Here is a 13419-nt window from a genome sequence, read left to right as displayed (position 1 = left end):
CTCCGATGATCCGTTTCGAAGACGTCTCGGTGACGTACGAGGGTGCGTCGGCCCCCTCCCTCTCCCACGCCGACTTCGCACTCCCCGAAGGGGAACTGACCCTCCTGGTCGGCCCCTCCGGCGTCGGCAAGTCCACCCTCCTGGGGGCCGTCTCGGGCCTGGTCCCGCACTTCACCGGGGGCAGGCTGTCGGGCCGGGTCACGGTCGCGGGCCGGGACACCCGTACGCACAAGCCGCGCGAACTGGCGGACGTGGTCGGCACGGTCGGCCAGGATCCGCTGGCGCACTTCGTGACGGACGTCGTCGAGGACGAGCTCGCCTACGGCATGGAGTCCCTCGGCCTGCCGCCCTCCGTGATGCGCCGCCGCGTGGAGGAGACCCTCGACCTCCTCGGCCTGAACGAGTTGCGCGACCGCCCCATCGCCACCCTCTCCGGAGGCCAGCAGCAGCGGGTCGCGATCGGCTCGGTCCTGACCCCGCACCCGCGCGTGCTCGTCCTGGACGAGCCGACGTCCGCGCTGGACCCGGCGGCGGCGGAGGAGGTCCTGGCCGTCCTGCAGCGCCTGGTCCACGACCTGGGCACGACCGTACTGATGGCGGAGCACCGGCTGGAGCGGGTGGTCCAGTACGCCGACCAGGTCCTCCTCCTGCCCTCCCCGGGCGCCGCACCGGTCCTGGGCTCCCCGTCCTCGATCATGGCCGTCTCCCCGGTCCACCCCCCGGTGGTGGCCCTGGGCCGCCTGGCCGGCTGGTCCCCCCTCCCCCTCTCCATCCGCGACGCCCGCCGCCGCTCCGCCCCCCTCATCTCCCGCCTCTCCACCCTCCCGACCCCCCACCCCGACACAAACCCCGGGGCACACCCCCAAGGGGGGCCCGGGGCGCAGCCCCAGGCCGACTCCGGGGCACAGCCCCAAGCGGGGCCCGGGGCACAGCCCCAAGCGGGGCCCGGGGCACAGCCCCAAGCGGGGCCCGGGGCACAGCCCCAAGCGGGGCCCGGGGCGCAGCCCCGAGAGGGGTCCGGGGCGCAGCCCCGGGGAACGGGGGAAGGGCGGGTAGGGGACGGCCGCCCGCAGGGCACCCGCAGCGGCACCGGCACCGGCACCGGCACCGGCCTGCTCGCCCGCCTGCTCCGCCGCGGCCTGACCAAGGCCCCGGCCCCGGCCCCCGCCCCGGAGCGCCCCTCGGAGGTACCCGCCACCGTCAAGGACCTCTCCCTCCGCCGCGGCCGCGCCGAGGTCCTCCACGGCATCAACCTCACCGTGGCGAAGGGCGAGACCATCGCGCTCATGGGCCGCAACGGCGCCGGCAAGTCCACCCTCCTCGCCACCCTCATCGGCACCCTGGAGCCCACCACCGGCCAGGTGACGGTCAGCGGCCGCACCCCCCACCGCACACCGCCCCCCGAGATGGTGACCCGCGTCGGCCTGGTCCCCCAGGAACCCCGCGACCTCCTCTACGCCGACACCGTCGCCGCCGAGTGCGCCGCCGCCGACCACGACGCCGGGGCGGCCCCCGGGACCTGCCGCGCCCTCGTCACCTCGCTCCTCCCCGACGTCCCCGACGACACCCACCCGCGCGACCTCTCCGAGGGCCAGCGCCTGGCCCTCGCCCTGGCCCTGGTCCTGACCGGCCGCCCGGCCCTGCTGCTGCTCGACGAGCCGACCCGCGGTCTGGACTACGCCGCCAAGGCCCGCCTCGTGGAGATCCTGCGCGGACTCGCCGCCGACGGCCACGCCATCGTCCTGGCCACGCACGACGTGGAGCTGGCCGCCGAGCTGGCCCACCGCGTGGTGATCCTGGCCGGCGGCGAGATCGTCGCGGACGGCCCGACCGCCGAGGTCGTCGTCTCCTCCCCCGCCTTCGCACCGCAGGTGGCCAAGATCCTGGCCCCGGCCCACTGGCTCACGGTCTCCCAGGTCGCCGCGGCCCTGAACGCCGGGGAGGGCACATGAGCGACCCCGCAACCCAGCCCGCCAAGCAGCCCGCCAAGCAGCCCTCCGAGCAGCCCTCCGAGCAGCCCACCGGGCCCCCCACCAAACAGCCCCGCCCCATCCGCATCGGCCCCCGCGCCGCCGCCGCCCTGGTCCTCGTCACCCTCATCGGTCTCGCCGCCTTCGGCTGGCCGCTCCTCGCCGACCGCCAGTCCGGTTTCGCCCACTCCCAGGACGCCCCCTGGCTCTTCGCCGCCCTGCTGCCCCTGCTCGTCGGCGTGGTCGTCGCGACCATCGCCGACGACGGCATGGACGCCAAGGCCGTCGCCATGCTCGGCGTACTGGCCGCGGTCGGGGCCGCGCTGCGCCCCCTCGGCGCGGGCACGGCCGGTCTGGAGCCCATGTTCTTCCTGATGGTGCTGAGCGGCCGCGTCCTCGGCCCGGGCTTCGGCTTCGTCCTCGGCGCGGTCACGATGTTCGCGTCGGCCCTGCTCACGGGCGGGGTGGGCCCGTGGATGCCGTTCCAGATGCTGGCCATGGGCTGGTTCTCGCTGGGCGCGGGCCTGCTGCCGGGGCCGGACCGGATCCGGGGGCGGGCCGAGCTGGCGATGCTCGCGCTGTACGGGTTCCTCGGCTCGTTCGCGTACGGCACGATCATGAACCTGCAGGGCTGGGTGATCCTGCAGGGCATGGGGCAGGGCGTCTCCTTCCACCCCGGGGACCCGCTGGCCGCGAACCTGACCCGCTTCCTCGCGTACTGCCTGGCGACCTCGCTGGGCTGGGACCTGGGCCGGGCCGCGCTGACCGTCGTACTGACCCTCGCGCTCGGCACGACCCTGCTGAAGGCGCTGCGGCGGGCCACACGGAAAGCGGCCTTCGATGTGCCCGTGGCCTTCGATCCGGGGTCCGGATCCGGGGCCTGACCTTCCCCTCGAAGGGGTACGGGCGACCACGGACGGTGAGATCCGGGCCGCCGGCCGGTGACCCGCCCCACAGGACCTAGGTCACATACGAGCCGGGATAGTAGTCCCTGAACGGCCCCCGCCCACCCCCGGGGACCGCCTCCCACCTGCACGGAAACCGGCCCGGCCGGTGGGGGGCCGTTGCGCCCCGGCTGCGAGGGCCACTAGTAAGAGGGGTCGTTGCCAGGGGCCGCGGACCCCCGTAGAACTGGATGAGTCGCAGGGCGGACGGAGATCCCCCGGGTTCGCCCCCGGTCTCCCGGTCCCGCCGCCGATCCCCTCTCCTCCGCGTGAGTGGCTCACGCACGTCTTCGGCGTGCCGCGACCGTCCTTGTCCCCTTCGGAAGGTTCCGTCCGTGTCCAACGCAGTCATCCGCCGCATCGCCGCTTCGAAGAAGACCCTCGCGGGCACCGTCCTCGCCCTGGGCGTCGCCGGTTCCATGCTTGCCGCCGTTCCGGCGCAGGCCGCCCCGATGAACGCCAAGGCGATCGCCCAGCAGATGATCAAGGACCCGGCGCAGTTCGCGGCGTTCAACAACATCGTGTCCCGCGAGAGCGGCTGGAACCACACCGCCACCAACAGCTCTTCCGGCGCGTACGGCCTGGTCCAGGCCCTGCCGGCCTCGAAGATGGCCTCGGCGGGCTCGGACTGGAAGACCAACCCGGCCACCCAGATCAAGTGGGGCCTGGAGTACATGAACTCCCGCTACGGCAGCCCGGTCGGCGCCTGGAATTTCTGGCAGACCAACCACTGGTACTAAGCCACCAGCGGCAGCGGACCAGCAGCACAGCCCGGCTCCGCCCGGCACCGCCCGCCCATCCGGCCTTCGGCCGGACTCGGCGCGCGCACGCGAAGGCCCCGGCGGCCGACCTCCCCAGGTCCGGCCACCGGGGCCTTCGCCATCCCATCCCACTGGGTCCGAAGGCGGCGCAGCCGGAGCTACAGCCGCTGGATGATGGTGCCCGTCGCCAGCGCGCCTCCCGCGCACATGGTGATCAGGGCGAATTCCTTGTCGCGCCGCTCCAGCTCGTGCAGCGCGGTGGTGATCAGCCGGGCGCCGGTGGCGCCGACGGGGTGGCCGAGCGCGATGCCGCCGCCGTTGACGTTGACCTTCTCCAGGTCCTGGTCGAAGACCTGGGCCCAGCTGAGGACCACGGAGGCGAAGGCCTCGTTGATCTCGACGAGGTCGATGTCCTTCAGGGACATGCCGGCCTTGCCGAGGACCGCCCGCGTCGCGTCGATCGGCCCGTCCAGGTGGAAGTGCGGGTCCGAGCCGACGAGCGTCTGGGCGACGATCCGGGCGCGCGGCCGCAGCTTGAGCGCGCGGGCCATCTTGCGCGAGGCCCACATCACGGCGGCGGCCCCGTCGGAGATCTGCGAGGAGTTCCCGGCGGTGTGCACGGCGGTCGGCATGACCGGCTTGAGCCGGGCGAGCGCCTCCATGGAGGTGTCGCGCAGGCCCTCGTCCCGGTCGACCAGGCGCCACATGCCCTGGCCGGCGGCCTGCTCCGCCTCGGTGGTCGGCACCTGCACGGCGAACGTCTCGCGCTTGAAGCGCTCCTCGGCCCACGCGGTGGCGGCCCGCTGCTGGGACAGCACGCCCAGCTTGTCCACGTCCTCGCGGGTCAGTCCGCGGTGGCGGGCGATGCGCTCGGCGGCCTCGAACTGGTTCGGGAGGTCGACGTTCCACTCGTCCGGGAAGGGCTTGCCCGGGCCGTGCTTGGAGCCGGAGCCCAGCGGGACGCGGCTCATGGCCTCGACCCCGCAGGCGATGCCGATGTCCATGACCCCGCCGGAGATCATGTTGGCGACCATGTGGTTGGCCTGCTGGGAGCTGCCGCACTGACAGTCCACGGTGGTCGCGGCGGTCTCGTACGGCAGGCCCATGGCCAGCCAGGCGTTGCGGGCGGGGTTCATCGACTGCTCGCCCGCGTGGGTGACGGTGCCGCCGACGATCTGCTCCACGCAGTCGGGCTGGATGCCGGTGCGGGCGAGGAGTTCGCGGTAGGTCTCACCGAGGAGGTAGGCGGGATGAAGATTGGCGAGTGCGCCCCCGCGCTTGCCGATCGGGGTGCGTACGGCTTCGACGATGACGGGTTCCGCGGCCATGAGCTCGTCCTCTCCTGCTTCCTGCTCCTGCGATGCGCACAGCGCGCCTCAGCTGGCGGGCGGGCCGTCCCGGCGCCCCACCCGAACTAGTACGCGTTCTAGTTCTCCCCGCAGTCTTATGACCAGAAGACCCGGTACGCAAGGGTCTTGCACGTGGCTTACACGGATTCCACACGCAACAGTTGGCGCGGGGACCCTTGTCACTTCTAGAACTCGTTACTACCTTCAAGCCAACTTCTGATGGGCCATCAGACTTTGGAGTCGCCCCGATGACCTGCCCCGTGCTGCCCGAAGGCTTCGACGCCACCGACCCGGACGTGCTCCAAGCCCGGGTCCCCTACCCCGAGTTCGCGCAGTTGCGGCAGACCGCGCCCGTCTGGTGGTGCCCTCAGGAGCGGGGCATCACCGGCTTCGACGACGAGGGGTACTGGGCCGTCACCCGGCACGCGGACGTCAAGTACATCTCGACGCACCCCGAGCTGTTCTCCTCCACTACGAACACGGCGATCATCCGCTTCAACGAGCACATCCAGCGCGAAGCCATAGATGCCCAGCGCCTGATCATGTTGAACATGGATCCGCCGGAGCACACGCGCGTACGCCAGATCGTGCAGCGGGGCTTCACCCCCCGGGCCATCCGCGGGCTGGAGGACGCCCTGCGCGACCGCGCCCGCAAGATCGTCGCCGAGGCGGTCGAGGCCTCGGCCGACGGCAGCTTCGACTTCGTCACCCAAGTCGCGTGCGAGCTCCCGCTGCAGGCCATCGCCGAGCTGATCGGCGTACCGCAGGAGGACCGGTCCCGGATCTTCGACTGGTCCAACAAGATGATCGCCTACGACGACCCGGAGTACGCGATCACCGCCGAGGTCGGCGGCAACGCCGCGGCGGAGCTCATCGGTTACGCGATGAACCTGTCCGCGGCCCGCAAGGAGTGCCCGGCCAAGGACATCGTCACGCAGCTGGTGGCGGCCGAGGGCCAGGGCAACCTGGGCTCAGACGAGTTCGGCTTCTTCGTCCTGCTGCTGGCCGTCGCCGGCAACGAGACCACCCGCAACGCCATCAGCCACGGCATGCACGCCTTCCTGACCCACCCCGAGCAGTGGGAGCTGTACAAGGCGACCCGGCCCTCGACGGCCGCCGAGGAGATCGTGCGCTGGGCCACCCCCGTGGTGTCCTTCCAGCGCACCGCCACCCAGGACACCGAGTTGGGCGGGCAGAAGATCAAGGCGGGCGACCGGGTGGGGATGTTCTACTCCTCCGCCAACCACGACCCCGAGGTCTTCGAGAACCCGGAGGCCTTCGACATCACCCGCGACCCCAACCCCCACCTGGGCTTCGGCGGCGGCGGCCCGCACTTCTGCCTCGGCAAATCGCTGGCCATCATGGAGATCGACCTGATGTTCAACGCCCTGGCCGACGCCCTGCCCGACCTGCACCTCGTCGGCGAGGGCCCGCGCCGGCTGCGGGCGGCCTGGCTGAACGGCATCAAGGAGCTGCGGGTCAGCCACGGCTGACCCGTGATCCAGGACGGCAGGGGCCCCACCTCCCACGCCCGGCCCCTGCCGTCCCTCGGTCGTCACCCCCGTTTGTTACCGCCGAGTCGTTACCGTCTCGCCGCCTTCGGGATCATTGCCTTGGCGGCGGCCCGGCCACCAGACTGCCCGGATGAACCTTGAGGACCCCAGCGCCAGACGCTGGCAGCGGTTGCCGACGACCTGGCGGCGAATGGCCGAGGAGAACGGGTCCGAGCCCATGAGCCAGGGCGTCCTGGCACTCATCGAGGCCGCCCGCGAGGAGCCGGAACTGCGCCGGCTGTACCCGTACACCAGCCACTTCACGCTCTGGTTCAGCGCCTCCGCCGGCCACCCCTTCGCCGTGACCGCACCGGCCGTGGAACCCCTGCCCAACGGCCGCTTCCGCGTACGCGGCCCCCGCCAGACGACGGTCCTCGGCGAAACGGAAACGGCCCAGGCGGCGATAGCCATGGTCGTGGCCCACCTACCGACCGACTAGCCGGGCCAAATCCAGCCCGGCCAAATCCAGCCCCGCCGGCGTTTGAGGCGCGGGTCCCGGGGGGCCGAGCCCCGACAACGACGCCGTACCCAAATCCAGCCCCGCCGGCGTTTGAGGCGCGGGTCCCGGGGGGGGCCGAGCCCCGACAACGACGCCGTACCCAAATCCAGCCCCGCCGGCGTTTGAGGCGCGGGGGTCCGGGGGCAGAGCCCCCCGGCAACGGCGCCGCACGGGAGGGGTCCGGGCGCAGCCCGGGGAACGGGCGAAGGGCGGGTAGGGGACGGCCCCGCAGGGCCCGCCGGCTCCGCCGCCCCCGCGCCCCCGCCCCGCCCCGAGTGGCGGAAACCGCGCCCCGGGCGGATCCTGAATCACGCGGCGATCCAGCGCGAAGGGGTGCCGGGACGGGCTGCTACACCGCCCCGGCACCCCTTCGTCGTCGCCCGGCCCGGCCCGACCCGGCCCCGGCCAGGCCCCGGCCAGGCCCCGGCCAGGCCCAGGTCAGGCCCTAGTCCGCTCCGCGGACCCCGCTCCGACCCGCTCAGGCTGCCGCGGCCTAGGCACGGCCACCCCGGCCTGCAGCGCAGCACCCCGCGGCCCCGAAAGCACGTAGACGAGCCCGAACCCCGCCCCGACGACGAGCGCGCCGCCGACCGCGTCGAGCACCCAGTGGTTGGCGGTGGCCACGATCGCGCAGACCGTGATGGTCGGGTGCAGCACCCCCAGCAGCTTCTGCCAGCGCTTCGGTGCCAGCGTCACGATCACGATCCCGCACCACAGCGACCAGCCGAAGTGCAGCGAGGGCATCGCCGCGTACTGGTTGGAGATCGCGGTCATGGCCCCGTAGCTCGGGTTCGCCAGGTCCTGCACCCCGTGGACGGTGTCGACGAAGCCCAGGTCCGGCATCAGGCGCGGCGGCGCCAGCGGGTACAGCCAGAAGCCTGTGAGCGCCAGCACGGTGGCCAGGCCCAGGGAGGCGCGGGCCCAGCGGTAGTCCTTGGGGCGGCGCCAGTACAGGACGGCCAGGATCGTCAGCGGGACCACGAAGTGGAAGGAGGTGTAGTAGAAGTTGAAGAACGCCTCCAGCCAGGGCGTCTTCACCACGGCGTGGTTCACGGCGAGCTCGATGTCGATGCCGAGCGCCTTCTCGATGCCGTGGATCTGGCTCCCGTTGCCCTCCGCGAGGCTGCGGCTGGTGGGCGCGGCGGCCCGGATGTGTGAGTAGAGCGAGTACCCGACCCGTATCAGCAGCAGTTCCAGCAGCAGGTTCGGGCGCGACAGCACGCGCCGCCAGAACGGCAGCAGCGGAACCCGCGCCCAGCGCGCCGGCGCGGGCCGCCCGTAGGCCGTGGGGACCGGCTCGCGCCAGTACGGGGAGGAGCGCGGCAGGAACGGTACCGCGCAGGCCGCCGCGAGGGCCGCGAGCAGCAGCACGTTGTCCCGTACGGGGGCCAGCGCGGCCAGGTTGGGCATCAGCACGTCGCTGGGCAGGGTCATGGCGAGGACCACCGCCACCGGCCACACCGGCCGGTCGGCGGCCCGCTTGCCGACCTTGCCGGCGACCGCGAGCAGCACCCACAGCAGCTGGTGGCGCCAGCCGGTCGGGGACACGGCGACGGCCACGCAGCCGGTGATGGCGACGGCGAGCAGCAGCTGGCCGTCCCGGGCGTAGCGGGCGGCGCGGCGCAGGCCGATCCAGACGATGGGGGCCGCGAGGGCGGCGTAGAGCAGGACCTCGCCGGGGCCGGAGAGGCCCAGGCGCAGCAGCGCGCCGTGCACGGACTGGTTGGCGAGGCCGTCGGGTGCGCCGCCGAGGCCGGTGCCGGCCAGGTGCTTGACCCAGTACGTCCACGAGTCGCTCGGCAGGGCCGCCCAGGACAGGGCGGAGGCGCCGGCGAAGGTCACGGCGGCGGAGCGCGCGCCGGCCCTGCGTCCGGTCAGCCACAGCAGCGGGGCGAAGAGCAGCAGCGCGGGCTGGAGCGCGGCGGCCAGGCCGATCAGGAAGCCGGACGGCCGGTCCCCGGGGACCCGGAACACCGCCAGCAGCACCAGCAGGACCGGCAGCACGGCGGTCTGCCCGGGCAGCGCGGCCTCGCGGACGGGCAGCGAGACCATCATCAGCCCGACCAGCACCGGCGCGGCCAGCAGCGCGGTGCGCCGGGGCACGGGATCGGGCAGGCCGCGCGCGGCGACGAGCCCGATGGCGGCGACGAAGAGCAGCGTCACGCAGGTCCAGGCCACCTCCAGGGAGGGCGCGGCGAGCCCGAGGAGCGGCTTGAGGACCAGCCCCGCGAAGGGGGTCCCGGTGAACTGGCCGTTCTCGTACAGCGAGCCCGGCAGACTGCCCGGGAGGTGGAAACCGCTGAGCCACTCCCCCGGTGGCACGCGCATCACGACCGCGGCCTGCCTGACGGCTAGCAGCCCGGCCAGCGCCCACAGCATGAGGCGCGCCGCCCCGAGCCTGCCGCCGGTACCGCCTATGACCCCGGCATGTCCGTTCGCACCACTGTGCTCCGCCGCGTTAGCCACGCCTCGCCGGCCTCCCGCCCTGTTGACTGCAACCCTGACTTCGCCTGGCTGCCGCGTTTCGTACCGCGTTTCATACCGCGTTTCATACCGCGTGCTTCATTTACCCGGACGACGATATCCCTCGCCGGATACCTAGGATGTCGGCATGAGCATCGTGAAGATCAATGCACTCACCGTCCCGGCCGAGCAGCGGGAAGTCCTGGAGCAGCGGTTCGCCTCCCGCGCGGGCTCCGTGGAGGGCTCGGACGGCTTCGAATGGTTCGAGCTGCTGCGGCCCGTCGAGGGCACTGACCAGTATCTCGTGTACACGCGGTGGCGTTCCGAGGAAGACTTCCAGGCATGGATGGAGGGCCCCATGAAGGCGGCCCACCAGGGGGGCGGCGCGGCGGGTGGCCGGCCGGGCGGAGCGGCGGGCGGCGAGGGCGGCGCGGAGCGGCCGAAGCCTGCGGCCACGGGCTCTTCGGTGTGGTCCTTCGAGGTCGTGCAGCAGGCGGCGCCGAAGCAGGGCTGAGCGGCGGAGGGGTCCGGAGCGGTGGCTCCGGACCCGTCTTTTTCTTTTCTCTTTCTTTCCTTCCGGGCGCTGTCCTGGACCGTCTGAGACGTCTGCGACGTCTGCGCCGGCCTCCGCCGCTTCAGCTCCAGAAGGCGTCGCTCTCGTCGATGTCCTCGATGCAGACGTCGAGGTCGCTGATCTTCCCGCCGACGATCGTGAAGAAGATGCCCTCGTGGATCTCGATGCCGCGGTCGCCGCGGTCCGCGCGCGTCGTGTGGAAACTCATGACGTGGCCGCGGCCGTCAGCGAGCAATTTGTCCAGCTGGATCCGAAGCGTCCCGTTGCTCTCCTCGCCCAGCCGGCGATAGAGGTCGAGGACCGCTTCCCGGCCCTTGTGGTGCCCGGAGATGGGGCTGCTGCCGGGCATGTGCTGGATGACGTCGGCCGTCATCATCGCGCCCAGCTTCTCCATGTCGCCCTGGACGAAGGCTTCGTAGCCGCGACGGACCAGGACACAGTCAGGATGCTCCGACATGACGCTTCACGCCCTTCGTGCGCACGGTTTGTCCTTTTTCCTATCATCGGCCCGTGCCTGTGGATATTCCACGCGGGGCGGCCGCGTCCGGCTCCACAATGACGCCATGACCAGCGACGAGACGATCACCACCACGGCCGCGGCGGCCATGCCAGCGGCGGCTTCCGCTGCCTCCTGGCTGGTATCCGCCGAGGCGTTCGCGACTCCGGACGCCACGCGCCTGCGCCGCGCGTACTACGCGGAGGTCGCGGGCCGATACTGGAAGCGGAGCGTCACGGAGGCCGAGATCGACCAGGGCCTCCTGGACTTCCCCGACGACGGGCTCACGGCTCCGACGGGCGCGTTCGTGGTCGGCAGACTCGACGGCCGGCCCCTGGCCTGCGGGGGCATACGCCTCCTGGACACCGTCACCGCCGAGCTCACCAGGGTGTACGTGGACCCGCGCGCCCGCGGTACGGGCGGCGGGGCGGCCCTGCTCCGGGCCCTGGAGGAGGCCGGCCGCGCGCTGGGCGCCGAGCGCGTCCGGCTGGACACCCGGTCCGACCTGGTGGAGGCCCGGGCGTTGTACGCGCGCCGGGGGTACGCGGAGATACCCGCGTACAACGACGGCCCCTACGCCGAGCACTGGTTCGAGAAGCGCCTGGTCTGACCCGGCCGGCGGGGCGCGGGCGGCGGAGTCCGGGCGGCGGGCGGGTCAGGTGGCGGAGTGGTCCCGGCGCGGCAAGGCCTCGTAGGGCTCCTCGGCGACGGATCCGCACAGCTCCGAGTTGATCTCGGCGACCAGGTCGGACAGGTCGGTCGGCCGGTCCGGGCCCCACCAGTCGCCGAGCAGTTCGGCGAGCGACTCCTCCCGCGCGGCGGACAGCTTCAGCGCGCTCTCGCGGCCCTTCTCCGTCAGGACCAGCGGCAGGCCGTCGCGGACGGCCAGTCCGCGCCCCTCGATCTGGCTGGCCGCCTCCGTGACGGCCTTCAGCGGCACCATGGTCCGCTCGGCGATGACCGCCGGATCCACGGAGCCGTACTTGTTGATCCGCAGCAGCATCCAGCTGGCGGCGGGCAGCAGGTCGTAGCCGGCCTTCGCGGTGATCTTCTCGTAGACGTGCTTGCGGCCCTGGAGGGTGCCGAGCGCGGTCAGCGCGCGGGCGACCTCCTCGCGGGACGAGCGCTGGACGGGGTTGGAGGCGAGGGTCTCCGAGACGTCGGGCGCCGTCACCGAGCCGCGCAGCTTGTCCTCCTTGAGGAACCAGGCCACGACGAAGGCCACCAGCACCACGGGCACGGCGTAGAGGAAGACGTCGGTGATGGAGGTGGAGTACGCGTCGAGCACGCGCGGGCGCAGCGCGGGGGGCAGGGCCCCGATGGCGCGCGGGTCGGCCTCCAGCCTGCTCGCGTCCACCCCGGGCGGGAGCGGGACCTTCGCCAATGCGGCGGCCAGTTTGTCGTCGAGCCGGTTGGTGAAGATCGTGCCGAAGATGGCGACGCCGAAGGAGGCGCCGATGGAACGGAAGAAGGTGGCACCGGAGGTGGCGACACCGAGGTCGGCGTAGCTGACCGAGTTCTGCACGACGAGCACGAGCACCTGCATGACCAGTCCGAGGCCGGCGCCGAAGACGAAGAAGTAGGCGCTCATCTCCCAGGTGGAGCTGGTGCGGTGCAGCTGGTGCAGGAGCAGCAGCCCGACGGCGGTCACGGCCGTGCCGACGATCGGGAAGACCTTCCAGCGCCCGGTACGGCTGACGATCTGGCCGGAGCCGGTGGAGGTGATCAGCATGCCCAGCACCATCGGCAGCATGTGGACGCCCGACATCGTCGGCGAGACGCCCTGGACCACCTGCAGGAAGGTCGGCAGGTAGACCATCGCGCCGAACATCGCGAAGCCCACGACGAAGCTGATCAGCGAGCAGAGGGTGAAGGTCCGGATCCGGAACAGCTTGAGCGGGAGCACGGGCTCCGCGGCCCGCCGCTCGATGAGGACGAAGGCGATCAGCAGCACGACGCCCAGGACCGCCAGCCCGATGATCACGGGGGAGCTCCAGCCCCAGGTGCCGCCGAGGGAGGCGACGAGCACCAGGCAGGTCGCCACGGAGGCGATGAGGAAGGTGCCGAGGTAGTCGATGGTGTGCTTCTCGGAACGCACCGGGATGTGCAGGCTCGCGGCGATGACGACGAGGGCGACGAGACCGATGGGGAGGTTGATGTAGAAGACCCAGCGCCACGACAGGTGGTCCACGAAGAGTCCGCCCAGCAGCGGGCCCAGCACGCTGGTCGCTCCGAACACGGCGCCGAAGAGACCCTGGTACTTGCCGCGTTCGCGCGGCGGGACGATGTCGCCGACGATCGCCATCGACAGCACCATCAGCCCGCCGCCGCCCAGCCCCTGCAGCGCGCGGAAGCCGATGAGCTGCGGCATGTCCTGTGCGAGGCCGCAGAGGGCGGACCCGATCAGGAAGAGCACGATGGCGTACTGGAAGAGCTTCTTGCGACCGTACTGGTCCCCGAGCTTGCCCCACAGCGGCGTGGCGGCCGTCGAAGCGAGCATGTAGGCGGTGACCACCCATGACAGGTGGGCCATCCCACCGAGATCGCTGACGATCGTCGGCAGGGCCGTCGACACGATCGTCTGGTCGAGCGCGGCGATGAGCAGCCCCAGCAGCAGCGCGCCGATGGAGACGAGCACCTCGCGGGAAGCGTGTTCGGCACTGGGGCCGGCTTTGCGCGGGTCGGGCTCCGTGGTCACGTCCTGAACCATCGGCTCCTCCTCAGGCCTGATCGACTACTCCATCCTGAGCGGTGTGTCCGGTTATGGCCTGTCGGGCGGGTTGGGCGGGTTACCGGGGGTCTGCATAATC

General features: G+C 72.2%; 11 protein-coding genes. 7 read left to right on the top strand and 4 right to left on the bottom strand.

All coding sequences use genetic code 11. The features are described from left to right. The first annotated feature begins 5 nt into the window (after positions 1-5). The 3 genes from OG904_RS21485 (at position 6) to OG904_RS21475 (ending at position 3654) form a co-directional block, all read left to right on the top strand. On the top strand, positions 6-1952 hold the full coding sequence (locus tag OG904_RS21485) for an ATP-binding cassette domain-containing protein (protein WP_405493344.1): 1947 nt from the start codon (positions 6-8) through the stop codon (positions 1950-1952). Next, positions 1949-2854, top strand: a complete 906-nt coding sequence (locus OG904_RS21480; RefSeq protein ID WP_405493342.1) for an ECF transporter S component — start codon at positions 1949-1951, stop codon at positions 2852-2854. The genes OG904_RS21485 and OG904_RS21480 overlap by 4 nt, the downstream gene beginning before the upstream one ends. A 395-nt stretch (positions 2855-3249) precedes the next feature. Further along, entirely contained in the window at positions 3250-3654 is a 405-nt protein-coding gene (locus OG904_RS21475; RefSeq protein WP_405493340.1) for a transglycosylase SLT domain-containing protein, read from the top strand. A 179-nt stretch (positions 3655-3833) separates the two neighbouring features. Here OG904_RS21475 and OG904_RS21470 read toward each other — a convergent pair whose 3' ends face one another. Further along, positions 3834-5003: a steroid 3-ketoacyl-CoA thiolase gene (locus OG904_RS21470; protein ID WP_388500891.1), complete on the bottom strand. Its 1170-nt coding sequence runs from the start codon at positions 5001-5003 to the stop codon at positions 3834-3836. A gap of 269 nt (positions 5004-5272) precedes the next feature. Between OG904_RS21470 and OG904_RS21465 the strand changes: the two genes are divergently transcribed. Both OG904_RS21465 and OG904_RS21460 read left to right on the top strand, forming a co-directional pair. Then, positions 5273-6517 (top strand): cytochrome P450, encoded by a 1245-nt coding sequence (locus OG904_RS21465; RefSeq protein WP_405493337.1) that lies wholly within the window; start codon positions 5273-5275, stop codon positions 6515-6517. A 151-nt stretch (positions 6518-6668) separates the two neighbouring features. Then, positions 6669-7016: a DUF6193 family natural product biosynthesis protein gene (locus OG904_RS21460; protein WP_405493335.1), complete on the top strand. Its 348-nt coding sequence runs from the start codon at positions 6669-6671 to the stop codon at positions 7014-7016. A gap of 498 nt (positions 7017-7514) precedes the next feature. Here the strand turns inward: OG904_RS21460 and OG904_RS21455 are convergent, their stop codons facing one another. After that, positions 7515-9542 carry a bifunctional glycosyltransferase 87/phosphatase PAP2 family protein gene (locus OG904_RS21455; RefSeq protein WP_405493333.1) on the bottom strand — a complete coding sequence of 676 codons (2028 nt, stop codon included), beginning with the start codon at positions 9540-9542 and terminating at the stop codon, positions 7515-7517. A 145-nt stretch (positions 9543-9687) separates the two neighbouring features. Between OG904_RS21455 and OG904_RS21450 the strand changes: the two genes are divergently transcribed. Continuing rightward, entirely contained in the window at positions 9688-10053 is a 366-nt protein-coding gene (locus OG904_RS21450) for an antibiotic biosynthesis monooxygenase family protein (protein ID WP_405493331.1), read from the top strand. Between the two features lie 121 nt (positions 10054-10174). Here OG904_RS21450 and OG904_RS21445 read toward each other — a convergent pair whose 3' ends face one another. After that, positions 10175-10570 carry a nuclear transport factor 2 family protein gene (locus OG904_RS21445; protein WP_405493329.1) on the bottom strand — a complete coding sequence of 132 codons (396 nt, stop codon included), beginning with the start codon at positions 10568-10570 and terminating at the stop codon, positions 10175-10177. Positions 10571-10718: 148 nt separating this feature from the next. Between OG904_RS21445 and OG904_RS21440 the strand changes: the two genes are divergently transcribed. Then, positions 10719-11219: a GNAT family N-acetyltransferase gene (locus OG904_RS21440; protein ID WP_405498165.1), complete on the top strand. Its 501-nt coding sequence runs from the start codon at positions 10719-10721 to the stop codon at positions 11217-11219. A 45-nt stretch (positions 11220-11264) separates the two neighbouring features. Here OG904_RS21440 and OG904_RS21435 read toward each other — a convergent pair whose 3' ends face one another. Beyond that, complete coding sequence (locus OG904_RS21435; RefSeq protein WP_405493327.1) at positions 11265-13319, bottom strand: DHA2 family efflux MFS transporter permease subunit; 2055 nt, start codon at positions 13317-13319, stop codon at positions 11265-11267. Positions 13320-13419 lie beyond the last annotated feature (100 nt).

This window comes from Streptomyces sp. NBC_00096, from assembly GCF_045041305.1.
Classification (GTDB): domain Bacteria; phylum Actinomycetota; class Actinomycetes; order Streptomycetales; family Streptomycetaceae; genus Streptomyces.
Note: the sequence above shows the minus strand (reverse complement) of the source record. Positions and strands in the feature narration are given on the sequence as shown.